Below are 24,204 nucleotides of genomic sequence, written 5' to 3'. Positions count from 1 at the left end.
CACGAAGATGGAAATGCTCTCGCGCCGGGCGTTTGGGTTCAGAAATTTTGAGAATTACCGCATGAGAGTCTTGGCTCAGTGCGGTTGGAACGGTGTGATTAAACGGGTCTGATGAATGCTCATCCCCCGTTTATGGGGCAGAGCCTGGCCTGGAATGGCCTGAAAAATGTTCTTGGCGGACAGAGGGGGATTCGAACCCCCGATACGCTTATCACGTATACACGCTTTCCAGGCGTGCGCCTTCAACCACTCGGCCACCTGTCCTGATCTGGACGATCTGCCCTGTGACCCAGGCGGGCACACATACGGCAAATGCGAATCCGCGATTCTAGCAGAATTGCCGCGCTTGCGGTAGCGCCCGAGAGGTTTAATCGGCCTTAAGCCCGATACGTTGGGTCAGAGCGGCAAAGCGATCGATGTCCTGTCCGATCAGCGACTGAAATTCCGCGGCCGTGCTGGTGGTCGGACTGAAGCCGATTTTCAACAGATCGCGCCGCACATCCGGTTGTTTCATGATCTGCGCGACCGTGCGGTTCAGCTTGGCCACGACCTCGGCGGGCGTGCCGGCGGGCACGAGCAGGCCATGCCACTGATCCAGCTCGTAGCCGGGCAGGCCCTGCTCCGCCACCGTGGGCACGTCCGCCATCAGCGTGGAACGTTGGGGCGAGGTGACCGCCAGGGCACGCACTTTGCCCGCCGCTAGAAACGGTGCCGCGCTGGACGCGGTGACCACGCCCGCAGGTACCTGCCCTGTCAGCACATCGGTAAGCGCCGGCCCGCAACCACGATACGGCACATGCTGCACCGGCACGTCGGCGCGCAACATCAACATTTCAATCGCCAGATGTTGCGGTGTGCCGTTGCCGCAGGACGCCGTCGCCAAGTGGGCTCCAGGCTGTTGCCCCGCCTGGATCCAATCCGCCAGCGAGTGATAGCGCGACGCTTCCGGCACGATCAGCACCGAGGGCACAAAGGCGACATTGATCACCGCCTGAAAGTCCTTTTTCGGATCGAAACCGAGATGACCGTAAACCCCCGGATTGATCGCAAAGGAGCTATTGACCATCAGCAGCGTATGGCCGTCTGCCGGGGCCTCGGCCACCGCGCGCGCGCCGATATTTCCACTCGCACCGGGGCGATTCTCGACGACCACAGGCTGGCCCAGGCGCTGCTGAATCAGCGCTCCCAGCTTGCGCGCCAGCAGGTCCGTGCCGCCACCCGGGGGAAAGGTCACGATGATTGTGAGCGGACGCGTGGGAAACGCCGTCGTGGTCGAACTCGAATTCGCGCTGGCGGACACATGGCCTGTATGCGAGAACACCACGATCAGACCCAGTACCACTGAGACCACCACGAGCAGGATGCCACGAAAGAAATACGAGCGCTTGTTCATTTCGGTGTGCCAAAAAGCATTGCTATTCGCTTAGCCGTTCAAGGCGATAGTCAGCTGTCCAGACCAATATCCAGGACACGGGCGCTATGCGTAAGCCAGCCGATCGCCATCAGGTCCACGCCGGTTGCCGCGATCGCGGGCGCGGTTTCCGGCGTAATCCGGCCAGAGGCTTCGGTGATGGCGCGGCCATCGACCATGGCGACAGCTTCGCGCAGCATGTCGGGGCCCATGTTGTCCAGCAGCACGACTTCCACGCCGAGGTCCAGCGCCGTGCGCAGCTGTTCGAGCGTATCGACTTCAAGTTCGATCTTGACCAGATGGCCAATCGCGGCGCGTGCGCGCTCCACGGCCTGACGCACGCCACCGGCGATGGCGATGTGGTTGTCCTTGATCAGCACGGCGTCGTCCAGCCCGAAGCGATGGTTGCTGCCACCGCCGACACGCACCGCATATTTCTGCACGGCGCGTAGACCGGGGATGGTCTTGCGTGTGCAGGTGACCCTGGCCCGATACTCGCGGATGGCCTGCACAATAGACGCGGTGGCCGAGGCCACGCCGCTCAAATGGCACAGGAAATTCAGCGCCACGCGCTCGGCCGTCAACATGCCACGCGCGGGCCCGCTGATGGTCGCGATCTCCACGCCGGGTGTTAATACCGCCCCATCGGCCAGCAGCCCGCGAAACTCGATGCGCGGGTCAACCAGTTCAAATGCGATGCGGGCGAGATCCAGGCCCGCCAAGACACCGTCCTGGCGCGCGACTAAACGCGTCTGTGCCATGGCGTCGGCCGGCACGATGCTATCGGTAGTGATGTCACCTGCTCGACCCAGATCCTCGAGTAGTGCATCGCGTACCAGAGGTTCCAACAACACACACGGCAACGGCGGGACGGGCGAAATCGTGGTTATGCTCATTTTGAGTATTTATCGGTCAAAAAAATGGCCATCAGGCGAAGTGAGGATTATGCTAATTTTGAGCATAAATACCTGTCAAGCAATTTTTATGATGCAGTGCAATGCGAGGCTGCAGGAAAACGCCCCTTCACCGCAGGCATCAACTGCGTGTTCAGGCCTGTCGCGATAAGGGCAGCTTGCTTCCCGAAATCGCCCGCTCGGTCAATAAATCGCCCCGGAACCGGAACAGCTTAGCCGGCCGGCCCGCACCCGCTGCGGCCATGCCGCCGGTTTCTTCGACCAGATTCTGTTGTTCCACCAGACGCCGGAAATTTTGCTTATGCAAATCACGTCCCGCCAGCGCTTCGACGGTTTGCTGCAGTTGTAGCAAGGTGAACTCCGCCGGCATGAGTTCGAAGACTACGGGACGATATTTGATCTTGGCGCGCAGACGCGCGATGCCGGTGGCCAGAATACGGCGATGATCGGTGCGCATGGGCTCGCCCGGCACCGCGTCATGCGCGGCCGAGGGCGTATGGCGTACGGCTTCTGGAACCAGACCGGCTTCATACATCAGCTCATAACGCTGCAGCACCATGTCCTCGTTCCACGGCGCGCCATCCAGCCCGAATACACCGGCCAGGCGTTGCTCGCGCGTGGCGCGTAGTGTCGCATCGCTGGTGCCACTCACCCACGCGCGCAGCCGCGGCACGATGAAGTCGGCGAGCACAGCCGGTTCTTGGCGGCGATGATCTTCCCAGGGGAAATAGCGATACCAATCGTGCCATACGGCGCGCGACCCGGTTAACGCATCGGTTTCCCGTGTCAGGCCCAGATAGCTGACCGAGATAGCACGCGGCCCGGATTCGTCAAAGCGATCCAGGTCCGCAAACGTGTAGAGCTGCTCGACATAGCCTAGAGGGTGATGCGTCTGCGCCTCGACCCAGGCGCGCATACCGGCCTGCAGGGAGCGGTGGCCGGGTTGAAACGCGCCCGATGGCAGGCCGTCGTATTTCACCTTCGTGTCCAGACTGCCTTCGCCCGAGCGCACCAGGACGCGCGGCTCGCCTCGGGTCACAGCAACCAGGACGGCCACGAGCTCGGCGGAGACGACGTTTTCTAAAGGTTCAGGCAATATCCACTCCGCAGGACAGACAACAACAGCAATCTTCACCCTGCCATGATGCGAGGCTGATACGTGGCCCGAATTATAGGCGGAGCCGATACGCTCAAGTTGTCTGACGGCCGCGGCAACGGTGTTATAAGCCCTCGCGATACGGCGCTGCGGCGTTCACCTCACGATACGCAATGACCTTGCCATCGCCCTCGGTTTCCTCCAGTCGCACCTTGAATCCCCATAGACGCCCCAGATGCTTCATCACCTGATCCGCATCCTCGGTGGCCAATGGACGTCCGCGAGTCCGCTGATGCCGCAGCACCAGCGAACGATCGGACTCGCGGCGATAGCGTACGATCTGTATGTCGGGCACATGGTTGTCCCGGTTGTGCTGCTCGGCGAGCAGTTTACGGATTTGCCGGTAGCCTTCGTCGTCGTGAATCGCGGCGATTTCCAACACGGGCTTGGCCTCATGGTCTGCGATCGCAAAGAAGCGGAATTCGCGTATTAACCGGGGCGACAGGTATTGCGAGATGAACGACTCATCCTTGAAGTTTCTCATCGCGAAGTCCAGCGTTTGGCGCCAGTCGCTACCCGCGATATCCGGAAACCATTTACGGTCTTCGTCCGTGGGAGCCTCGCAGATGCGGCGAATATCCTGCATCATCGCAAAGCCTAGCGCGTAGGGATTGATCCCGCCGTAACCGCGTTCGTCGAAACCGCGTTGACTGACCACATTGGTATGGCTTTGCAGGAACTCCATCATAAAGCCATCGTTGACCAAGCCTTTCTCGTGCAGACGGTTCAAGATCGTGTAGTGCCAGAACGTGGCCCAGCCCTCGTTCATCACCTTGGTCTGCCCCTGCGGATAAAAATACTGGGCGATCTTGCGCACGATGCGCACGAGTTCCTTTTGCCAGGGTTCCAGCTTGGGGGAATGCTTTTCGATGAAGTAGAGCAGGTTCTCTTCCGGCTCTGGCGGAAAGACGCTGCGTTGCTTCTCGGCCGCCAGGTCGGGTTCCACGCGCGGCAAGGTGCGCCACAGGTCGTTGTATTGCAGCCGCGCGTGTTCCTCTCTTTCAGCCTGTCGCTGCGCCTCCTCTTTGTACGAGATCGGCATGGGGCGCTTATAGCGATCAACACCATGCGGGCTCAACGCATGGCAAGAGTCGATGATGGCCTCGACGGCATCGATCCCATACCGGCTTTCGCAATCCATCACGTACTTGCGCGCAAACACCAAGTAGTCGAGGATGCTGTCCGCATCGGTCCATTGACGAAAGAGATAGTTGCCCTTGAAAAACGAGTTGTGCCCATAGCACGCGTGCGCGATTACCAAGGCCTGCATGGCCATGGTGTTTTCTTCCATCAGATACGCAATGCAAGGGTTCGAGTTGATGACGATCTCGTACGCCAGCCCCTGCATGCCGCGACGATAGTATTGCTCGTTGCGGATGAATTCCTTGCCGTATGACCAATGTGGATAGCCGATGGGCAAGCCGCCCGACGCGTACGCGTCCAGCATCTGTTCGGAAGTAATGACCTCGATCTGGTTCGGATAGGTATCGAGCCCGAACTCCTGCGCCACTTCGGCAATGGCCTCGTCGTAGCGTTGAATGAGTTCGAAGGTCCATTCCGACCCTTCGGAGATCGGTCTGGCCGACGGTGTTGATTGTCGCGGGAAGTCGGCCCCGGTGAGCGCGTTGACGTTCATGATACGGGCTCCTTCTTGAACAGATCGTGGAACACGGGATAGATCTCACCGCGTTCGCAGATCCTGCGCATCACAAAATGCGGCGCGCTCTTCTGCTCGTATTCCGCCCACAGGCTGCTTTTACGGGACTCGGCGGAATCGGGGACCTCGATATAGGCGAAATAGCGGGTCGCGGGCAGCAGGTGTTCAGCCAGATAGCGCGCACTCTTGCCCGCATCGGCCCCGAACGAATCGCCATCGCTGGCCTGAGCGCCATAGATGTTCCAGGCGGTGGGCGGAAAGCGTTTCTGAACAATCTCGTTCATCAGCTCCAGCGCCGAAAGCACGATGGTGCCGCCACTCTTGGGATCGTAAAAGAAGGTCTGCTCGTCGACTTCTTCGGCGTTATCCGTATGACGGATGAAGACGACTTCGACATGTTCGTACTTGCGCGAGAGGAACAGATAAAGCAGCGTGAAGAAGCGCTTGGCGAGATCCTTTTTGCCCTCGTCCATCGAACCGGACACATCCATCAGGCAGAACATGACGGCGCGCGCCATGGGTTGCGTGACAGCGATGCGGTTGCGATAGCGAAGATCCAGATCGTCGAGAAACGGCACGTTTTCCAGGCGTTGCCGACAGTCTTCGACCTCCTGGCGCAGGGCATCCACCTCGGCGCGTGGCGCACCGGCTGCGATCGCCGCATCGAGTTTGGCTTGTGCCGCTTCCAGCGCCGAGCGTGCGGCCACGGTCAATGCGACACGCCGGGAAAGCGACGCCTTGAGCGTGCGACTGACGCTCAACAAGCTGGGCGAACCGGTAGTCGTATAGCCCGCGCGCTGCCATTTCTTCTCGTTGACATCACCGAGTTGCATGCGAATCAAATGCGGCAGCTCAAGATCCTCGAAAAACAGATTCAGGAACTCCGCGCGCGAGAGGCTGAAGGTGAACTGATCCACCGACTCGCCCTCGCCAGGCTCGGAACCGCCAGCGCCCTGCCCGCCTTTGGGCCGCTGGAATGTGTCGCCTTTGACGAACTCACGGTTACCCGGATGGACGAGCTCGCGATCGCCTCCGGGACCGTGCCGAAAATGCGGCTCAGAGATATCGCGAGCCGGCAGGTTCACTTCCCCGCCCTGGTCCATGTCTTCGATGGACCGCTCGCGCACCATATCCTGTACAGATTTGCGGATCTGGTCTTTATATCGCCTGAGAAAGCGTTCGCGGTTGACCGCACTCTTGTTGCGGCCATTCAAACGCCGGTCGATCAGTGAATTCATGATTCACCTCGCTCAGGATGACTTCCTCACGCGCAGATACCATTCGCACAACAGACGCACCTGCTTCTCGGTGTAGCCCTTTTCCACCATGCGATCGACGAAACTCTGATGCTTGGTGCGATCTTCCGCCGACGCTTTCGCGTTGAAGGAGATCACGGGCAGCAGATCCTCGGTGTTCGAGAACATTTTCTTCTCGATCACTTCGCGCAGTTTCTCGTAGCTGGTCCAGGCCGGATTACGTCCGGCATTATTGGCCCGCGCCCGCAGAACAAAGTTGACGATCTCGTTGCGGAAGTCTTTCGGGTTGGCGATACCAGCGGGTTTTTCGATTTTTTCCAGCTCGTCGTTCAACGCGCTGCGATCGAAGCTCTCGCCAGTCTCGGGGTCACGGAATTCCTCGTCTTGAATCCAGCAATCCGCGAACGTCACATACCGGTCAAAAATGTTCTGCCCGTACTCGGAATACGACTCCAGATAGGCAGTCTGAATTTCCTTGCCGATGAATTCGGCGTAACGCGGGGCCAGATATCCCTTGATGAAATCCAGGTAACGCCGACGAATCTCTTCGGGATAATCCTCGCGGCCGATGCGTTGCTCAAGCACGTACATCAAATGCACGGGGTTGGCGGCCACCTCGGTTTGATCGTAATTGAATACGCTGGACAAGATCTTATAGGCGAACCGCGTGGACACGCCCGTCATGCCTTCATCGGTGCCCGCGTAGTCCTTGTACTCTTGCAACGCCTTGGCTTTGGGATCCACATCTTTTAACGTCTCGCCATCGTAGACGCGTAGCTTGGAGTAGATGCTGGAGTTCTCGGGTTCCTTCAGGCGTGTAAGCACCGAGAACTGCGCCATCATGTCCAGCGTGCCCGGCGCGCAGGGCGCGTTGGCGAGCGAACTATTACGCAAGAGCTTCTTGTAGATCTCGACCTCTTCGGTGACCTGCAAGCAATACGGCACCTTGACGATATAGATACGATCAAGGAACGCTTCGTTATGCTTGTTGTTGCGAAAGGTCTGCCATTCCGATTCGTTCGAGTGCGCCAGAATCAGGCCGTTGAACGGGATCGCGGAGAAGCCCTCGGTGCCCTTGAAGTTGCCTTCCTGCGTGGCCGTGAGCAACGGGTGCAGCATCTTGATGGGCGCCTTGAACATCTCGACGAATTCGAGCAAGCCCTGGTTGGCCAGGCACAAGCCGCCCGAATAGCTGTAGGCGTCCGGGTCGTCTTGCGAGTGCCGGTCGAGCTTGCGTATGTCGACCTTGCCAACCAGCGAGGAGATATCCTGGTTGTTCTCATCGCCCGGTTCGGTCTTGGCGATAGCGACTTGCCGCAGGACCGAGGGCGTCAGCCGCACCACGCGAAACTTCGAGATATCGCCGTCGAATTCCTTGAGGCGCTTGACGGCCCACGGCGACATGATGCCGCTCAGATAGCGCTTGGGAACCCCGTACTCCTTTTCCAAGGTATCGCCAAAACGATCGGGGTGGAACAGACCCAAGGGCGATTCGTTGATGGGGGAACCCTTGAGTGCATAAATGGGATAGGCCTCCATCAATACTTTCAGACGTTCGGCAATGGAGGACTTGCCCCCGCCTACCGGGCCCAACAGATAGAGGATTTGCTTGCGTTCTTCCAGACCCTGCGCGGCATGCTTGAAGAAAGCCACGATCTGATCGATGACCTCTTCGAGGCCGAAGAACTCTTTGAATGCGGGATAACGCCGCACCACGCGATTGGAGAACAATCGAGACAACCGCGGGTCATTGCGGGTATCGATCAGTTCCGGCTCTCCTATGGCTGCCAACATCCGCTCCGCGGGGCTGGCATAAGCCATGGGATCAGTTCTGACGAGATCGAGATACTCCTCTAGGGACAGCTCGGTTTCCTGATCCTGCGCATACTGCGATTTGAAGCCTTCAACGATGTTATGCACGGATAACCTCCTACATCGCATGGTCGGTTAACAAGTCCGTCATCCCATTGTGTGCCCCAATCGCGAATGCCGCTACAACTTTCTCGTCATGAAAAACCCGGGGTCATGTCGATATGTTGCTTTTGGCATACGCGTTTGGAGAGCGGATCAACGTGACCGTGTTAAGTTAGGCTATAGCATCGCGGAACAAGTTCCGTCAATCAAGTAAAAGAATCATCATTTGGTGAATTGATTGAACGGTCTGTGTCGCTTACGCCGCCGCGGTTTTGCTGCCGAGCATCCGTTCCACATAGCGCGCAATCGTGTCGACTTCGAGATTGACGCGATCGCCGGCGCGCACATTGCGCAATGTCGTGACCAGTTGTGTATGCGGGATGATGTTGATGCTGATGTTGCACCCAGCGTCCAGATCAATCACGCGGTTGACGGTGAGACTGATGCCATTGACGGTAATGGAACCTTTGTAGGCCATGAACCGGGCCAGATGTGCGGGCACGCGGATCACCAGTTCACGCGATTCCCCCACCGGTTCGAAGCTCACGACCTCGCCCATGCCATCGACATGACCCGATACGAGATGACCGCCGATCTGGTCGCCCACGCGCAACGATTTTTCCAAATTGACTTCGCCAGTGCGATCCAGGCCCACCGTCAAGTTGAGGCTCTCACGAGACACATCGACTTGGAATTGCTGAGCTTGTAGCGCGACGACCGTCATGCAGGCGCCTTGCACGGCGATGGAATCCCCGATGCTGACATCGCGCAGATCCAGATCGCCCGCGTCTATCGTCAAGCGTACGCCCCCCTGCTTGTCATCACCCAGGGGTTCGAGATGAGAGATACGGCCCACTGCCGCGACCAGACCAGTAAACATGTGTGTGTTCCTTCAATTCGGGCCCAGGCCCCGGAAAAAGCTGAAAACAGAAAGGTTTAATTTTCCGCGCAGGTTATTGCTTGGCGTAATGCACTCCAACGATTCGCATCTCGCGCGCGCAGCCGCAAATCGGCGCCCACGCGCACCATATCGGCAAATTCAAACCGGCGCGCATGCTCCAAGTGCTCGATCAAGGGCAGACGCAGCATCGCGGCGGCATCGCCCAACAGCACGGGGGCCAGATAGACGAGCAACTCATCTACACAGCCTGCGGACAGTAGCGCACCGCCCAGGCCCGCACCGGCCTCGACATGCACTTCGTTGATATCGTGACTGCCCAGCCAGCGCATCATCGCTGGCAGATCTACGCGTGGCCCTTCCGCTTCAGGCAACGTAATGACTCGCACATTTCGTTGCGCCAAGCGCGCGGCCTTATCGGAATGTTCCGCCGCCGTATTGGCGGTGAAGATCAAGGTCTCCACGCCGTCGGCCTGGGCGCTTTCGAATAGTTGCGCGTCTTCCGGGATCTCGAATGCGGCGTCGACCACCGCGCGGCGTGGCGCGCGCGTCGTAGCGACCTCGCGCACGTTCAGACGCGGATTGTCTTTCAATATGGTGCCCATGCCGGTCAGCACGATGCAGCTGCGCGCGCGCCATGCGTGCCCGTCCGCGCGCGCGGCCTGCCCGGTAATCCATTGCGACACGCCGTTATGCAACGCGCTGCGGCCATCAAGCGAGGTGGCCATTTTGACCCAAGCCCACGGCGTACCTCGGCTCATTCGCGCGATGAAGCCCGCGTTGATTTCGAGCGCCTCATCGGCGCAGACATTGGTGGAGACGGCAATGCCCGCGGCGCGCAGGCGGGCCAGACCCCGTCCATTGACCTGGGGATTAGGATCGCCCATGGCGACGACCACGCGCGCCGGCTGGGCGGCGACCACGGCATCGACACAAGGAGGGGTGCGCGCAAAATGGCTGCACGGCTCCAAGGTCACGTACATCGTCGCACCGGCCACGGACTCGCCTCGGGCGCTCGCGTCTCGCAAGGCGCAGATCTCGGCATGTGGGCCGCCGGGCGGCTGAGTTGCGCCTTCTCCGATCACGCGGCCCTCGCGCACGATGACGCAGCCCACGCGGGGATTGGGCGTAGTGGTATTCATCACGCTGCGGGCAAGCGCCAAGGCATGGCGCATCCAGCGGATATCGTCGGTATCAGTAATGGCAGTCACGCTACAGATTGTATGCGCGGTCGCGATCGGGGGAGTGCGGGCGACCGGCGTGCGAGGGCGCTTACACGCGATCGCGGCTACTTGCGGGGCAACTTGCCCGGCAACAAAGGCCCTTGCATTTCGCGGATGGCTTCGACGAATTCGCCGATGTCTTCGAAGTTCTTGTACACCGATGCGAACCGCACGTAGGCGATTTTGTCGAGCCGTTTGAGTTCGAGCATGACGAGCTCGCCGATGCGCTCGGTAGGCACTTCCCGATCCCCGCTGGCCAGCAGGGTTTCCTCGATGCGCGCGACGGCGCTGTCGACTTCGGCGGTGCTGACCGGGCGTTTGCGCAGCGCGAGCGACAGGCTGGCGCGTAGTTTGGCGGGATCGTATTCGCTGCGGTTACCGTTGCGCTTGACCAGCGTCGGCATGACCAGCTCGACGCGTTCGTAGGTCGTAAAACGCTTGTCGCAGGCCAGGCAGCGGCGACGGCGGCGAATGGTATCGCCCTCTTCAGATACCCGGCTGTCTGCCACCTGGGTATCGACGTTGCCGCAAAATGGGCATTTCATGAATGCGCCCCCTGTCCATATCAGTTGGCGTATTGTAACGATGCCGGGGCCGCGTGGCGTCGTGACGGATCAGGTGGACGTCCGCCGGCCCGCGCGCTGCGCACGCGGACCAGGCAGGCGGCGGCGCGCCGCGTGGACGCGGCGCCGCCGTGTTGACGATTTACTTGCTGTAAACCGGCAAGCGGGACGTCAGTTCGTTGACGCGGGCGCGCACGGCGGCGATATTGGCTTCGTCGCGCGGGTTGTCGAGCACATCGGCGATCAGGTTGGCGGTGAGCTCGGCATCGGCTTCGGTGAAGCCGCGCGTGGTCATGGCCGGGGTGCCCAGACGGATGCCGCTGGTCACGAAGGGTTTTTCCGGATCGTTGGGGATGGCGTTTTTGTTGACGGTAATGTGGGCTTGGCCGAGGACGGCTTCGGCTTCTTTACCGGTGATGCCCTTGGAGCGCAGGTCGACCAGCATGACGTGGCTTTCGGTACGGCCGGACACGATGCGCAGGCCGCGCTTGACGAGCGTATCGGCCAGGACCGCCGCGTTTTTCACGACTTGTTGGGCGTATTGCTTGAACTCGGGCGACAGCGCTTCTTTGAAGGCGACGGCCTTGGCGGCGATGACGTGCATCAGCGGGCCGCCTTGGATGCCGGGGAAGATCGCGGAGTTGATGATCTTCTCGTACTCGGCCTTCATCATGATGACGCCGCCACGCGGGCCACGCAGGGATTTGTGCGTGGTGGAGGTGACGAAGTCAGCATGCGGCACGGGGTTGGGGTAGGCGCCGCCCGCGACCAGACCGGCGTAGTGGGCGATGTCGACCATCAGCAGCGCGCCGTTTTCATGGGCGATGCGCGCCATGCGTTCGAAGTCGATGCGCAGCGAGTAGGCGGAGGCACCGGCGACGATGAGCTTGGGCTTGTGTTCTTTGGTGAGCTTTTCGACTTGGTCGTAGTCGAGGACTTCGTTGGCGTCGAGGCCGTAGGAAACGAAGTTGTAGAGCTTGCCGGAGGCGTTGACGGAGGCGCCATGGGTGAGGTGGCCGCCTTCGGCCAGGCTCATGCCCAGCACGGTGTCGCCCGGCTTGAGGACGGCCATGTAGACGCCCTGGTTGGCCTGGGAACCGGAGTTGGGCTGCACGTTGGCGGCTTCGGCGCCGAAGATTTCCTTCAGGCGGTCGATGGCCAGTTGCTCGACCACGTCGACGTATTCGCAACCACCGTAGTAACGCTTGCCGGGATAGCCTTCGGCGTATTTGTTGGTGAGCTGGGTGCCTTGGGCCTCGATGACGGCGGGGCTGGCATAGTTTTCCGAGGCGATCAGCTCGATGTGCTGTTCCTGGCGGAGGTTTTCTTTCTCGATTGCGGCCCAGACTTCGGGGTCAACCTGGGACAGGGTCAGTTTGCGGTCAAACATGGGGGTTCCTGGCGTAATGAGGGAACTGGGATGGGTGGATGACCGTTAGTTTAACGCTTTGGACGGGTAGGCTTTGGGGAAAGGCTGGGAAATCTAGGGCTTAATGCGGGATGGGGGGAGTAAGTTGAGGAGGGTTCAACTTATGGGTGAATAGGGGTCATGCTGGGGCGCGTTTTTTTTTTATAAGCGGCTCGGTGACGGTTGGTGGGTGGCCGGTTGACGCTAGCTCGATTTCTGGAGTGTTGGGCTGAAGGGCTGCGAGCGTTGCGGGAGGCTGGGTTCTTTAGCCGTCGCGGCCGGGCGCTGGGCTGTGGTGCCGGCCCTGTCGCAGCGGCTCGGCCCACGAGCAGGGGTCTCGGTCCCCTTCGGGGACTGCCCGCCGCTCAACGGGCCGGCACCACAGCCCAGCGCCCGGCCGCGACTCATAGAAACGTAGTTCAAGAGGATGGGTACGGGGGGCGGCGGCGTGAGGGGTGCTTGTGAGCTAGGCCGACGAGGGCCTGGATGCTGTGTTGGAGTTTTTGTCCGACGCCGCAGGCGTGTCGTCACGGCTGCGGCGTTGTCGTGCTGGCGGTTACGTTGCCTGCGGGCTACCGATTTGGGTGGGGGCCAAGTCGGGGTTGAGAGTGTAGATGCCGGTCACGCTGGCTTGAGCGAGGATGTGGCCTTGCATGGCTCGCAGAGCCTCCTCGCCATTGAAGTTGCCGTGTACGTCGAGCTTGGGCACGTCAAGTGCGTATAAGGTGAAGACGTAACGGTGCGGGATCTCGTCGTTCCAGGGGGGGCATGGGCCGTCGTAGCCGAAATAGTCGCCGCTCATGTCGCGGTCGGCGGCGAACCATTTGGTGTAGTCGTTGATGCCTTGACGGGCCTCTTTGGGGGCCAGGGGGCCGCCTTTGCCGCGCGGGGTGATGCCGCTCGAAAAAGCACCCTCTTCGATTTCGCGCAGTGACGGATCAAGGTCAATGAGTACCCAGTGAAAGAACTCGACGCGCGGCAGTGTCTTGGGGACGCTGCGACCCTCCTGGTTGACGTCGTCGGGCTTTGAGGGCACGTCCGGATCGTGGCAGATCAGGGCGAATGAACGCGTGCCATCTGGGACGTCGTCCCACGAAAACTGAGGGTTGCAGTTGTCCGCGAGAGCGATGTGCGACTGCGGGTCGATCTTGCCGAACGCGTAGCGCTCCGGGATCGACTCGTTATCGGAAAAAGACAAACTCGAGAGTTTCATGTCGGACTCCTTCCAGCGAAACTGAGGGGGTATGCCTACCCGACCAAGTTAACACGGGCGAACTTGCGCTTGCCCACTTGAATCACATAAGACCCCGATGTCAATTGCAACGATTTGTCTTCGACGCGGTCACCATTGATACGAACGCCGCCTTGTTCCACATTGCGTTGCGCCTCGGCGCCAGAGGCGACTAAGCCAGCTTCGCGCAGGACCTTGAGGATGCCCAGCGGTGCGCCGGATACGTTGACTTCGGGCATGTCGTCGGGGACTGCGCCGTCGCGGAAACGGGCCTGGAAGTTCGCGAGCGCTTCTTCCGCTGCGCGGGCGGAGTGGAAACGGGTGATGATTTCTTGCGCCAGGGCGACTTTGGCGTCGCGCGGGTTGGCGCCGGCTTCGGTGGCAGCTTTCAAGGCGGCGATGTCTTCCATGGAACGGAAGGACAGCAGCTCGAAGTAGCGCCACATCAGCGTGTCCGAGATCGACATCAGCTTGCCGAACATGGAATCGGGCGACTCGGAGATGCCGATGTAGTTGCCCTTGGACTTCGACATTTTCTCGACGCCGTCAGTCCCCTCGAGTAGCGGCATGGTCAGCACGCACTGCGGGGCTTGGCCGTATTCTTTCTGCAGTTCACGACCGACGAGAAGGTTGAATTTCTGATCGGTGCCACCGAGCTCGAGGTCGGACTTGAGCGCGACGGAGTCGTAGCCCTGCATCAGGGGGTACAGGAATTCGTGCACGGCAATGGGCACACCACCCTTGAAGCGCTTGGTGAAGTCCTCGCGCTCCATCATGCGCGCGACGGTGTAGCGCGAGGCGAGCTGGATCAGACCCCGGGCGCCGAGGGGATCACACCATTCGGAGTTGTAGCGAATCTCGGTACGCTCGGGATCGAGCACGAGGCTGGCCTGAGCGTAGTAGGTTTTGGCGTTGGTCTCGATCTGTTCACGGGTCAAGGGCGGACGGGTCGAGTTGCGGCCGCTCGGGTCACCGATGGTCGAGGTGAAGTCGCCGATCAGGAAGATGACGTTGTGACCGAGGTCTTGCAACTGGCGCATCTTATTGAGCACCACCGTGTGACCCAGGTGGATGTCGGGAGCCGTGGGGTCCAAACCGAGCTTGATGCGCAGCGGCACGCCAGTGGCGCGGCTCTTGGCCAGCTTGCGGGCGAATTCCGACTCGACGAGCAGTTCGTCGCAACCGCGTTTGGCGATGCGCAAATCTGCTTCGACTTCGGGGGTGATGGGGGCTTCGGGTTGGGACATAATTAGGGCCAGATGCGACGATGAGGGCTACGGTGAGCCTTATAATAGCGACGAACGTGTAAAATTTTCCGACGTACCGGAAAATTAGTCGAAAATTCTATCTGAATCGGATAGGATACGACGCTAATCATACGCAACTGTTGTCATCACGGCTCTTTTTGCAGTTGCAACTCGCTTTAACCCCTTTGTTCACCAGAGGCTACGCCTGACGTAGGCCGCCCCGCCAATATCCTTCTCTATGTTGGTGGACTGGCCACATCTACGCGCATGCTTCTTGGGACTGGCACCCCCTGAAAGGTTTTCTCAATGTATCGTGGCTCCCACAGCCCGGCTGATCGCTCCGCACCCAGCACTGCCGCCCTGTCTCGCCCCGAGTCTCCCCGTCGTGTCGGCTGGATTCGTCGCACATTACTGGTTACCACTGTAGGATTGTTTGCCGGCGCGGCCGCGCTGGGCATGGTGCAGCAACCGGATCACGCCAAGCTCCCCGAATCTCGTCAGATTCAGACGGTTCTGTCGCTTGGTGCCGATCAGCTTCGCGTGAGCGAAGCGAGCGCCGAGGCTCCGTATGTCAGTGAAACGCGTATTCGCTCCGGCGACACACTGGCGACCGTGCTGCAGCGTCTGGACGTGGATGCACCGGGCCTGCAACGGTTCCTGACTCATGCGCCCAGCGCGCGCAGCATTTACAAGCTCTACCCCGGGCGCTCTGTCCAGGCGGCGACCGATGCCGAAGGGAATCTGCTTTGGCTGCGCTATATCCACACGCCGGGCCAAGAAGTCGATGGCCAAGTGGCGACCAAAATGCTCGTCGTGACGCCCTCGGACGACACGTACAAGGCCGAAGAAGTCACGGAAAACACGGATCTGCAAACGCGGGTCGCCGCGGGCACCATACGCAGCTCGTTGTTTGGCGCGACGGACGCGGCGGGCATTCCGGATTCCATCACGCAACAGATGGCCGACGTGCTGGGCGCGAAGATCGACTTTCTGCGCGATCTGCAGCCGGGCGATCAGTTCCGTGTGGTCTATGAAGTGCGCTCGCACGAAGGCCGCTATGCCGGTGCGGGACGCCTGCTGGCGGTGGAATTCATTAACAAAGGCAAGGCGCACAACGCGGTGTGGTTCAGCCCGGATGGCAAGACGGGCAATTACTACAGCTTTGACGGCGTGAGCCTGCGCGGCGAGTTCCTGCGCACTGCACTGAAGTTCACGCGGATCAGCTCGACATTCGGTGGACGCATGCATCCGATTCATCGCACGTGGACAGGCCACAAGGGCGTGGATTACGCCGCGCCGACGGGCACGCCGGTGCATGCCACGGCGGATGGCACGATCGAATTCGCAGGGTGGCAGAACGGCTACGGTAATGTCGTCATCATCAAGCACCACGGCAAGATTTCGACGTTGTATGCGCACCAGAGCCGTATTGCCTCCGATATCAAAGTCGGCACCAAGGTCTCGCAGGGCCAGTTGATTGGCTACGTGGGCTCGACGGGATGGTCGACCGGACCGCATCTGCACTACGAATTCCGTATCGACAACAAGCCCGTGGATCCGCTGTCTGCCGACTTGCCGGTGTCTCGCCCGCTCGAAGCGAACGAGGCGCGCAAGTTCCAGGCGGCGACGGCGACGTATAAACAGCAGCTCGCGCTGATGACGGCGTATCAACAGGATGCGCTCGAGCCTGGCCCGACGCTCGCGAGTCGTTGATGGCACGACCGGCCGGGACCAGTGATGCCTGATTTTTCTGGCCCGCTCTCGGTCCATGCCGGTCGTCTCTATATCGGATTGATGTCCGGCACCAGCCTGGATGGCGCTGACGGCGTTCTGGTGCGCCTGGGTGATCCGGGAACATCGCAGTCGCCTGAGGTGCTGGCCACGGCGGCCCTGGCGATGCCTGCGTCGCTGCGGGACGAATTGTATGCGCTGAATCGGCCCGGCGATGACGAACTGCATCGCGCCGCGCTGGCAAGTCAGGAGCTGGCGAAGCTCTATGCGCGTACGGTGCAGACCTTGTTGGATGATGCGCAGCTGCCCGCCGCGGCGGTGCGCGCAATCGGCGCACACGGCCAGACGGTGCGGCATCGCCCCGAGCTGGGATATACCCTGCAGCTCAATGCGCCAGCGTTACTCGCGGAACTGACTGGCATCGATGTCGTGGCGGATTTTCGCAGCCGCGATGTGGCCGCCGGTGGTCAGGGCGCGCCGCTCGTGCCGCCTTTTCACGCCGCGATGTTTGGCACGGACTTTCCCAGGGCGGTGTTGAATCTGGGCGGTATCGCCAATATCACGCTACTGGCACCAGGCAAGGCGCCCCGGGGATTCGACACGGGTCCGGCGAACGTGCTACTCGATTTGTGGTGTCAGCGTCATACCGGGCAAGCTTACGATAAAGACGGCGCCTGGGCGCAAGGTGGACGCGTGGATGCGGGTCTGCTTGAACATCTCGTCGCCACTGAACCATGGTTGGCAGTGCCTCCGCCCAAGTCCACGGGACGGGATCTATTCAATGCGCAATGGCTGGACGCGCGCTTGAGCACGTACCCCGATGTCGCCCTGCTCTCTGCGCGAGACATACAGGCGACGCTGCAGCGCTTCACCGCTCGTACGGTAGCCGACGCTTTGCAGGACGCGGCTCCGGAGAGCCGGGATGTGCTGGTGTGTGGTGGCGGTGCCCGCAATGCAGGCTTGATGCGCGATCTGGCCGATTGCCTGCAGCGGCCTTTGCAACCGACGGATGCCGCGGGTGTCCCAGCACAGTGGGTCGAAGCGATGGCCTTCGCGTGGCTGGCACATGCCTGCGTGGAGCGGCTGCCTGCCGGCGTGCCCGAAGTCACGGGTGCTCGCGGTACACGCGTATTAGGCGCGATCTACCCGGCTTAGCACCGCCCACGCGATCCAGGCACACGAAGACAAACGGCCACGACGAACTCGTCGTGGCGCGATATAGGTAGTGAGCTAAGCGTAGTCCGGCACGCAGGCCGGACTAAGTCGATTTACACCGAGAAAGACGAGCCGCAGCCGCAGGTGGTCGTAGCGTTCGGGTTGCGAATCACGAACTGGGCGCCTTCGAGGTCTTCCTTGTAGTCGATTTCGGCACCGACCAGGTATTGAAAGCTCATGGGGTCAACCAGCAGTTGGACGCCATCCTTGTCCAGCACGGTATCATCGTCATTCACAGCTTCGTCGAACGTAAAGCCGTACTGAAAGCCAGAACAGCCGCCGCCTTGCACGAACACGCGCAATTTCAATTCGGGGTTGCCTTCTTCCAGCAGCAGGTCTTTGACCTTCGCGGCGGCGGAATCGGTGAAGACCAGCGGCGTCGGGGGCGCCTGCAGGTCGACGGTTTCGGTAACTGCGTTCATGGTGGAACTCCTGGCCGAACAAGCGGCCAATGTATGTATAACGTCAGCGAATTTTTCGCCGCAATGCTGTCATAGTAGCGCAGACGCGCCTGCGCTTCAAAGTGGCAGCTTGACCGTGCGCGATGCGCGGACGGTGGTCCCTTCGAGCACGTTGACCACTACGGTTTCGGGGACAAATCCCTCCGGCAGGTCGAGAACGCCTTCGCTGCGCTGATACTGATCGAACTTCACGGGCAGTGCGTCAGCGGGGTCCGAGTCGGCGCTGGCCTCCTCGACGGGTGGCGTGCCCTCGGCTTTGCGCTGCAGCGGAAGGAGATCCAGCGTCACGTCCTCGCCTTTCAGCACCCCGGTCGCTTGAAATTGTAGGCTACCGGTAAAGGGGCTACCGGGTCGCCCGCTACGCATCAGCAGCACCCGGTATTTCAGCCCTGCGCCCTCGCGCAAAACTTCGGCGCCACGGATGTCTACCGTGCCTTCCGGTCCGGGCGGCAGCAGCTGCTCAAAGAACGCCAAACGTTCCCTTACGCTGCCGAGCTCCTCTTGCGCAGCGCGCAGTTGGGCCTCGAGCTCGAGCCGGGCGGCACGTTCGACGGCCATTTCGCCTTCGGCGGTGTCCAGCTGCGCACGCAAAAAGCGGCTTTCGGCCTGACTTTGCTGGACCGCGGCATCGCGCGCGGCGAGCTGTTCATCGGTGATGACCACCTTGGGCGTGGCATTCTCGGCGCGACGGGCGTATTCATATCCGCCCCAGGCGCCGCCTGCCAGGCCTATGACCAACGCGGCAATGGCTATAAACCACTGCCGGGACGAAGCCGGGCGAACCGGCGATGCGGGATCCGAGGACATTAATGCGGTCTGAGCCGGTCCATGAAGACCGGCTCATGGCCTTAGGGCAGAATCGCGACCTGATCCAGGCCGGCCGATTCCGGCAGATCGAACATCAGGTTCATGTTCTGAATGGCTTGGCCGGATGCGCCCTTGACCAGGTTGTCCTGCACGACCAGCACGATGAGCAGGTCGCTGTTTTCCGGGCGCTGCACGGCAATGCGCAGCGTGTTCGAGGCGCGCACCGAGCGGGTCTCGGGCAGACGGCCCGCCGGCAGGACATCGATAAAGGGCTCGTCGGCGTAACGCTGTTCGTACAAGGCCTGGAAGTCCGTGTCCATGGCTTCGGGGCGGATACGCGCGTACAGCGTCGAGAACATGCCACGAATCATCGGGACCAGATGCGGCACGAAAGTCAGGCCGACTTTTTCGCCGGCAAGTTTATCGAGCTGCTCGGAAATCTCCGGGTGATGGCGGTGACCCGCCACGCCATAGGCCTTGAAATTATCGCTGGCTTCAGAGAAAAGCGACCCGACTTCGGCTTTACGACCGGCGCCAGAGACACCGGATTTGCAATCGGCGATAAGCGTCTGCGTATTGACCAGACCCTTTTCCAGCACGGGCGCCAGACCGAGCAGCACCGTGGTCGGATAGCAGCCTGGGTTACCAATCACGCGAGCCTTGGCGACGGCGTCGCGATTGAGCTCGACCAGACCGTACGCGGATTCCTTGAGGATATCCGGGCAGCTGTGCGGCATTTTGTACCAGCGCTCGAAATTGGCAGTGTTCTGCAAACGAAAGTCGGCCGCCAAGTCGATGATACGGGTCCCGGCAGCAAGCAGTTCCTGAGCCTGGGACATGGCCACGCCATGCGGTGTCGCGAAGAACACCACATCGCAATCGGTCAGCGGCGCTTTTTCCGGCGTGGAAAACGCCAGGTTCACGCGGCCACGCAGGTTCGGGTACATGTCGGCCACCGGCAGCCCGTCTTCCTTGCGCGACGTGATGGCGGTGAGTTCCACATGGGGGTGTTGCGACAGCAGGCGCAGCAACTCGACGCCGGTGTAACCGGTACCGCCGACAATGCCGACCTTGATGCGGGAATTCGTTGCGTGGGCCATAGCTCAGGTGATCCGTAAGACGAAGAAAGATTGTAGCCCTAACTGCGGGGCAGATTGGCGGTGACAAGTACGGCGTATTGCAACACAGGCTACCGCTGCGCCGGCGAGTGAATCCAAAGGCAGAAAGACAAAGAGCCCCGGTGCATGAACACTGGAGCTCTTTGTTTGCGGCCGGATCGGAGAACCGATCCGGACCAACAAGGCGATTAACGCTTGCTGAACTGCTTGCGACGACGTGCCTTGCGGAAGCCGACCTTCTTACGTTCGACTTCACGGGCATCGCGGGTCACGAAGCCGGCTTGCGACAACGCGGGCTTCAGAGCCGCATCGTAGTCGATCAGTGCGCGGGTGATGCCGTGACGAATCGCACCAGCTTGGCCGGTTTCACCGCCGCCGTGCACGTTGACTTTGATGTCGAACGACTCGAGGTGGCTGGTGAGTTCCAGCGGCTGACGCACGATCATGCGGCCAGTTTCGCGAGCGAAGAATTCGTCGACGGGCTTGCCGTTAACAACGATCTTGCCCGTGCCCTTCTTGATGAAAACACGAGCCACCGAGGTTTTGCGACGGCCGGTTCCGTAGTTCCAGTTACCGATCATGGCGTTTCCTTAGATATCCAGCGGCTTGGGCTGCTGAGCGGTGTGCGGGTGCTCGGCACCGGCGTACACCTTGAGTTTCTTGATCATGGCGTAGCCCAGCGGACCCTTGGGCAGCATGCCCTTGACGGCCTTCTGGATGGCACGGCCGGGAAACCGCTGCTGCAGTTTCTCGAAGTTCGTTTCACGGATACCACCGGGGTAGGTGGTGTGACGGAAGTACTTCTTGTCTTGCGTCTTGTTACCCGTAACAACGATGTCGGCAGCGTTGATGATGACGATGTAATCGCCCGTATCAACGTGCGGCGTGAATTCAGGTTTGTGCTTACCACGCAGGCGGCGTGCGACTTCGCTGGCCACACGACCCAGGACTTTGCCCTTAGCGTCGATCACAAACCAGTCACGTTGGACTTCATGCGGCTTGGCCACAAAGGTCTTCATGATTGGTTCCTAGTAAATATTGAGTTCTTGCCGGAACAGCCCGACAAGCTTTTTTCCATTCCATCGGCGCCTGACATCCCGATCCGGGCATGGCCCAAGGGATAGAGATTTCGGCTGGCCAAAGCGTTATTACCCGCCCGTGCCCCAACCGGAATAAAGGAAAGCTGATCATTCTAGCACGATTGATCAAAATTTGTGCAAACTCTGCTCAGCCGGAGCCACCTAGCTGCCCGTATGAGGCGCGCGAACCGCAAAAAAATAAGCGGGCGCAGGGCCCGCTTATTTGCCAGGGCGGCATCACCCGCGGATGCGGCCTTGGCCGCGCGCAGAGATGCTTATTTCCTGGATATCACGACTTCTGGGACATCACGACGCCCAGGTAGTTGTCGTAGGAACCCTCAACCAGACGGAACCATGGCACCACGCTGTCGCGGAAGCCCATGTAGTTGTCGTACAGGTTCTTGAACTGCGGCGACTTGTCGCAGAATTCCTTGTACACGGTCTGGGCAGCCTGGTAGGAGGCATCCATGACGGCGCGCGGGAACGGACGCAGCTCGGCGCCGGCGGCAATCAGGCGGCGCAAGGCGGCCGGGTTGCTGGCGTCGTAGCGCGAGGTCATGGCCACGTGCGCGACGCGGCTGGCGGCCTCGATGATGGTTTGGTAGTTCTTGGGCAGCGAGCCGTAGGCGCCTTCGTTCAGGTACAACGACACCTGCGGACCACCTTCCCACCAGCCCGGGTAGTAGTAGTACTTGGCGACCTTGTTAAAGCCCAGTTTTTCGTCGTCGAACGGTCCGACAAATTCCACGGCGTCCAGCGTGCCTTTTTCCAGCGACGGATAAACGTCGCCACCGGCCAGCTGCTGCGGCACCACGCCCAGACGCGAGAGCACTTCGCCCGCAAAACCGGCGGTGCGCATCTTCAGGCCCTTGAGGTCCTCGACCGTCTTGATTTCCTTACGGAACCAGCCACCCATCTGCACGCCAGTGTTCCCCATCGGGAAGTTGACGATCTTGAACGGCTTGAACATTTCGCGCGTGAGCTTCATGCCGTCGCCATCGAACATCCAGGCGTTCATCTGACGGGCATTCAGACCAAAGGGCACGGCGGCGTCGAAGCAGAACGCGGGGTCCTTGCCATAGTAGTAGTACGACACGGTGTGGCCGCACTCGATGGTGTTGTTCGACACCGCGTCCATGACCTGCAGGGCAGGCACGATTTCGCCACCGGGGAAATGACGGATGTTGAACTTGCCACCGGTCATCTCGCTGACGAATTTGCAGAAGATTTCGCCCGTGCCGAACAAGGCATCGAGGCTGCGCGGAAAGCTGGAGGCCATGCGCCAGTTCAGCGTGGGCGCGTCCTGGGCAAATACCGGGGCGGCAACCGCGGCGCTACCGGCGACGGCTCCCAGGCCGGCGTTTTTCAAAAAGGAACGACGTTGCATTGTAGTTAGCTCCTCGGTGGCAACTCGAAAAGGGATATCACGTTATGTGGCGGATATTACACCCTGTGACGTCCCGAACGTTAGCACCGGGCGCACGACGGCGCCTGGCACGCGCATGACGAGCGCCAGCGATGCGGCCTTATATGCCCGCGATCGCCATTTGTTCGATCAGGATAGAACCGGTGCGCTTCGTGCCGCGCGCGATGGTGTCCGAGCCGATCGCGACGATCTGACGGAACATATCGGCGAGGTTGCCGGCGATGGTGATCTCTTGCACGGCGTGCTGGATCTGACCATTCTCGACCCAGTAGCCGAAGGCACCGCGCGAATAGTCACCGGTGACGTAGTTCACGCCTTGGCCGATGAGCTCTGTCACGAGGAGACCCGTGCCGAGCTTGCGCAGCATGGCTTCGAAATCGTCTTCCGGCGCGGTCAGACGCGACGACATGGTCAGGTTGTGCGAACCGCCAGCATTGCCGGTGGTGACCATGCCCAGTTTGCGCGCCGTGTAGCTGGATAAGAAATAGCCTTCGAGAACGCCCGCCGAGACGACGCTGCGAGCCTGTGTGCGCACCCCCTCATCATCGAACGGCGAACTGCCCATGGCGCCTGGAACGTGCGGATCTTCGGCGATATCGATGTGGTCAGGGAATATCGGTTTACCCAGGGCATCGACCAGGAAACTGGCCTTGCGATAGAGTGCGCCGCCGCTGGTGGCCTGCGTAAAAGCACCGAGCAGCCCTAACGCGAGCGGGGCCTCGAACAGGACGGGGAATTTGCCGGTACGGATGCGCTTGGCCGACAACCGCGATAGCGTACGTTCGGCGGCGTAGCGACCAATCGCCTCGGGCGATGCCAGCCGCGCGGGATCGCGTTCGGAGCTATACCAATAGTCGCGCTGCATGTTGTTGCCACGCCCGGCAATCGGGGCGACCGACAGGCTGTGGCGCGAATACGGGTATCCGCCCAGAAAGCCCCGGGTGTTGCCCATGACAAACTGGCCTTCGTAAGTGCCGACCGTTGCGCCATCGGTATTGGTGATGCGTCGATCCACCGCGCGGGCCGCGCGCTCGGCGCGCAAGGCCAGCTCGGCCGCCTCTTCGGTGGTGACCGGCCAGGGATAGTGCAGCTTTAAATCGGCAATGTCCGTGGCCAGCAGGTCGGCATCGGGCAGTCCGGCGGCAGGATCGGCTGCCGTGTGTCGGGCAATATGCCAGGCCGCCTCAACTGTCTGACGCAGCGCGGATTCGGAGAAATCGGAGGTCGAGGCCGAGCCGCGGCTCTGACCAGCGTAGACCGTCACATCCAGCGAACGATCGCGGGTCTGTTCGACCGTTTCGATATCGTCGCGACGCACGGAAACGGACAGACCCAGGCTTTCGGAAACCTCGGCGGCGGCATCGCTGGCGCCGACCTGGCGCGCATAAGCCAGTACTTGCTCGACGAGTTCGCTGAAACGCGCGTGGTTGGGGGCCAGGGGGAGAGTGGAGTTAGAAGTCTTGACCATTGCAGTCCAATTAGCAGAGAC

Annotated in this window: 21 protein-coding genes and 1 tRNA gene; 2 read left to right on the top strand and 20 right to left on the bottom strand. The window is 60.8% G+C overall.

The features are described 5' to 3' along the window. Positions 1–173: 173 nt before the first annotated feature. From GOQ28_RS05365 to tyrS, 13 genes are all read right to left on the bottom strand, one after another. Positions 174–264: transfer RNA gene (locus tag GOQ28_RS05365), tRNA-Ser, on the bottom strand. Between the two features lie 103 nt (positions 265–367). Next, the gene (locus GOQ28_RS05360; RefSeq protein ID WP_160351781.1) at positions 368–1,393 is read right to left on the bottom strand and encodes a tripartite tricarboxylate transporter substrate binding protein; all 1,026 of its coding nucleotides are present in this window, start codon (positions 1,391–1,393) and stop codon (positions 368–370) included. Positions 1,394–1,443: 50 nt separating this feature from the next. Beyond that, entirely contained in the window at positions 1,444–2,307 is an 864-nt protein-coding gene (nadC, locus tag GOQ28_RS05355) for a carboxylating nicotinate-nucleotide diphosphorylase (RefSeq protein ID WP_160355725.1), read from the bottom strand. Positions 2,308–2,458: 151 nt separating this feature from the next. Then, positions 2,459–3,421, bottom strand: coding sequence for an NUDIX hydrolase (locus tag GOQ28_RS05350; RefSeq protein WP_160355724.1), 963 nt, complete (start codon positions 3,419–3,421; stop codon positions 2,459–2,461). A 124-nt stretch (positions 3,422–3,545) separates the two neighbouring features. Further along, positions 3,546–5,117 (bottom strand): SpoVR family protein, encoded by a 1,572-nt coding sequence (locus GOQ28_RS05345; protein ID WP_160355723.1) that lies wholly within the window; start codon positions 5,115–5,117, stop codon positions 3,546–3,548. Beyond that, positions 5,114–6,376: a YeaH/YhbH family protein gene (locus tag GOQ28_RS05340; protein ID WP_160355722.1), complete on the bottom strand. Its 1,263-nt coding sequence runs from the start codon at positions 6,374–6,376 to the stop codon at positions 5,114–5,116. Before GOQ28_RS05340 ends, GOQ28_RS05345 begins: the two co-directional genes overlap by 4 nt. Before the next feature lie 12 nt (positions 6,377–6,388). Further along, the gene (locus tag GOQ28_RS05335) at positions 6,389–8,314 is read right to left on the bottom strand and encodes a PrkA family serine protein kinase (RefSeq protein WP_442862080.1); all 1,926 of its coding nucleotides are present in this window, start codon (positions 8,312–8,314) and stop codon (positions 6,389–6,391) included. Positions 8,315–8,564: 250 nt separating this feature from the next. After that, positions 8,565–9,188, bottom strand: coding sequence for a riboflavin synthase (locus GOQ28_RS05330; RefSeq protein ID WP_160351787.1), 624 nt, complete (start codon positions 9,186–9,188; stop codon positions 8,565–8,567). Positions 9,189–9,244: 56 nt separating this feature from the next. Then, positions 9,245–10,417: a bifunctional diaminohydroxyphosphoribosylaminopyrimidine deaminase/5-amino-6-(5-phosphoribosylamino)uracil reductase RibD gene (ribD, locus tag GOQ28_RS05325; RefSeq protein WP_336603742.1), complete on the bottom strand. Its 1,173-nt coding sequence runs from the start codon at positions 10,415–10,417 to the stop codon at positions 9,245–9,247. A gap of 77 nt (positions 10,418–10,494) precedes the next feature. After that, positions 10,495–10,974 (bottom strand): transcriptional regulator NrdR, encoded by a 480-nt coding sequence (gene nrdR, locus GOQ28_RS05320; RefSeq protein WP_160355720.1) that lies wholly within the window; start codon positions 10,972–10,974, stop codon positions 10,495–10,497. A gap of 160 nt (positions 10,975–11,134) precedes the next feature. Then, entirely contained in the window at positions 11,135–12,382 is a 1,248-nt protein-coding gene (gene glyA / locus GOQ28_RS05315; RefSeq protein ID WP_160355719.1) for a serine hydroxymethyltransferase, read from the bottom strand. A 574-nt stretch (positions 12,383–12,956) separates the two neighbouring features. Further along, positions 12,957–13,613 carry a YbhB/YbcL family Raf kinase inhibitor-like protein gene (locus tag GOQ28_RS05310; protein WP_160355718.1) on the bottom strand — a complete coding sequence of 219 codons (657 nt, stop codon included), beginning with the start codon at positions 13,611–13,613 and terminating at the stop codon, positions 12,957–12,959. A 35-nt stretch (positions 13,614–13,648) separates the two neighbouring features. Further along, positions 13,649–14,878 carry a tyrosine--tRNA ligase gene (gene tyrS / locus GOQ28_RS05305; protein ID WP_160355717.1) on the bottom strand — a complete coding sequence of 410 codons (1,230 nt, stop codon included), beginning with the start codon at positions 14,876–14,878 and terminating at the stop codon, positions 13,649–13,651. 306 nt (positions 14,879–15,184) lie between these two features. Between tyrS and GOQ28_RS05300 the strand changes: the two genes are divergently transcribed. Both GOQ28_RS05300 and GOQ28_RS05295 read left to right on the top strand, forming a co-directional pair. Then, complete coding sequence (locus GOQ28_RS05300) at positions 15,185–16,591, top strand: M23 family metallopeptidase (protein WP_236844241.1); 1,407 nt, start codon at positions 15,185–15,187, stop codon at positions 16,589–16,591. 24 nt (positions 16,592–16,615) lie between these two features. Then, positions 16,616–17,764: an anhydro-N-acetylmuramic acid kinase gene (locus GOQ28_RS05295; RefSeq protein WP_160355716.1), complete on the top strand. Its 1,149-nt coding sequence runs from the start codon at positions 16,616–16,618 to the stop codon at positions 17,762–17,764. 113 nt (positions 17,765–17,877) lie between these two features. Here GOQ28_RS05295 and erpA read toward each other — a convergent pair whose 3' ends face one another. From erpA to pmbA, 7 genes are all read right to left on the bottom strand, one after another. Next, the gene (erpA, locus tag GOQ28_RS05290; protein WP_160351793.1) at positions 17,878–18,246 is read right to left on the bottom strand and encodes an iron-sulfur cluster insertion protein ErpA; all 369 of its coding nucleotides are present in this window, start codon (positions 18,244–18,246) and stop codon (positions 17,878–17,880) included. Positions 18,247–18,342: 96 nt separating this feature from the next. Further along, complete coding sequence (locus GOQ28_RS05285) at positions 18,343–19,092, bottom strand: DUF6776 family protein (RefSeq protein ID WP_160355715.1); 750 nt, start codon at positions 19,090–19,092, stop codon at positions 18,343–18,345. Positions 19,093–19,133: 41 nt separating this feature from the next. Continuing rightward, positions 19,134–20,192, bottom strand: coding sequence for an N-acetyl-gamma-glutamyl-phosphate reductase (gene argC, locus GOQ28_RS05280; RefSeq protein WP_160355714.1), 1,059 nt, complete (start codon positions 20,190–20,192; stop codon positions 19,134–19,136). 206 nt (positions 20,193–20,398) lie between these two features. Beyond that, entirely contained in the window at positions 20,399–20,791 is a 393-nt protein-coding gene (rpsI, locus tag GOQ28_RS05275; protein ID WP_160351796.1) for a 30S ribosomal protein S9, read from the bottom strand. Between the two features lie 9 nt (positions 20,792–20,800). Next, a complete protein-coding gene (gene rplM, locus GOQ28_RS05270) occupies positions 20,801–21,229 on the bottom strand; it encodes a 50S ribosomal protein L13 (protein WP_160351797.1) in 429 nt (142 codons plus the stop codon). Positions 21,230–21,578: 349 nt separating this feature from the next. Continuing rightward, positions 21,579–22,676, bottom strand: a complete 1,098-nt coding sequence (locus GOQ28_RS05265) for a TRAP transporter substrate-binding protein (RefSeq protein WP_160351798.1) — start codon at positions 22,674–22,676, stop codon at positions 21,579–21,581. Positions 22,677–22,815: 139 nt separating this feature from the next. Continuing rightward, a complete protein-coding gene (gene pmbA, locus GOQ28_RS05260; protein WP_160355713.1) occupies positions 22,816–24,183 on the bottom strand; it encodes a metalloprotease PmbA in 1,368 nt (455 codons plus the stop codon). Positions 24,184–24,204: the final 21 nt, after the last annotated feature.

The organism is Bordetella sp. 02P26C-1 (assembly GCF_009763255.1).
GTDB lineage: Bacteria > Pseudomonadota > Gammaproteobacteria > Burkholderiales > Burkholderiaceae_B > Bordetella_A.
Note: the sequence above shows the minus strand (reverse complement) of the source record. Positions and strands in the feature narration are given on the sequence as shown.

What these genes read in the sequence shown, in the direction of transcription:
- argC (WP_160355714.1), bottom strand. Translation starts at nt 20,192, where the DNA reads ATGGCCCACGCAACGAATTCCCGCATCAAGGTCGGCATTGTCGGCGGT.
- nadC (WP_160355725.1), bottom strand. Translation starts at nt 2,307, where the DNA reads ATGAGCATAACCACGATTTCGCCCGTCCCGCCGTTGCCGTGTGTGTTG.
- erpA (WP_160351793.1), bottom strand. Translation starts at nt 18,246, where the DNA reads ATGAACGCAGTTACCGAAACCGTCGACCTGCAGGCGCCCCCGACGCCG.
- GOQ28_RS05345 (WP_160355723.1), bottom strand. Translation starts at nt 5,117, where the DNA reads ATGAACGTCAACGCGCTCACCGGGGCCGACTTCCCGCGACAATCAACA.
- GOQ28_RS05310 (WP_160355718.1), bottom strand. Translation starts at nt 13,613, where the DNA reads ATGAAACTCTCGAGTTTGTCTTTTTCCGATAACGAGTCGATCCCGGAG.
- rplM (WP_160351797.1), bottom strand. Translation starts at nt 21,229, where the DNA reads ATGAAGACCTTTGTGGCCAAGCCGCATGAAGTCCAACGTGACTGGTTT.
- rpsI (WP_160351796.1), bottom strand. Translation starts at nt 20,791, where the DNA reads ATGATCGGTAACTGGAACTACGGAACCGGCCGTCGCAAAACCTCGGTG.
- GOQ28_RS05360 (WP_160351781.1), bottom strand. Translation starts at nt 1,393, where the DNA reads ATGAACAAGCGCTCGTATTTCTTTCGTGGCATCCTGCTCGTGGTGGTC.
- nrdR (WP_160355720.1), bottom strand. Translation starts at nt 10,974, where the DNA reads ATGAAATGCCCATTTTGCGGCAACGTCGATACCCAGGTGGCAGACAGC.
- GOQ28_RS05340 (WP_160355722.1), bottom strand. Translation starts at nt 6,376, where the DNA reads ATGAATTCACTGATCGACCGGCGTTTGAATGGCCGCAACAAGAGTGCG.
- glyA (WP_160355719.1), bottom strand. Translation starts at nt 12,382, where the DNA reads ATGTTTGACCGCAAACTGACCCTGTCCCAGGTTGACCCCGAAGTCTGG.
- pmbA (WP_160355713.1), bottom strand. Translation starts at nt 24,183, where the DNA reads ATGGTCAAGACTTCTAACTCCACTCTCCCCCTGGCCCCCAACCACGCG.
- GOQ28_RS05300 (WP_236844241.1), top strand. Translation starts at nt 15,185, where the DNA reads ATGTATCGTGGCTCCCACAGCCCGGCTGATCGCTCCGCACCCAGCACT.
- GOQ28_RS05265 (WP_160351798.1), bottom strand. Translation starts at nt 22,676, where the DNA reads ATGCAACGTCGTTCCTTTTTGAAAAACGCCGGCCTGGGAGCCGTCGCC.
- GOQ28_RS05330 (WP_160351787.1), bottom strand. Translation starts at nt 9,188, where the DNA reads ATGTTTACTGGTCTGGTCGCGGCAGTGGGCCGTATCTCTCATCTCGAA.
- GOQ28_RS05295 (WP_160355716.1), top strand. Translation starts at nt 16,616, where the DNA reads ATGCCTGATTTTTCTGGCCCGCTCTCGGTCCATGCCGGTCGTCTCTAT.
- tyrS (WP_160355717.1), bottom strand. Translation starts at nt 14,878, where the DNA reads ATGTCCCAACCCGAAGCCCCCATCACCCCCGAAGTCGAAGCAGATTTG.
- GOQ28_RS05285 (WP_160355715.1), bottom strand. Translation starts at nt 19,092, where the DNA reads ATGTCCTCGGATCCCGCATCGCCGGTTCGCCCGGCTTCGTCCCGGCAG.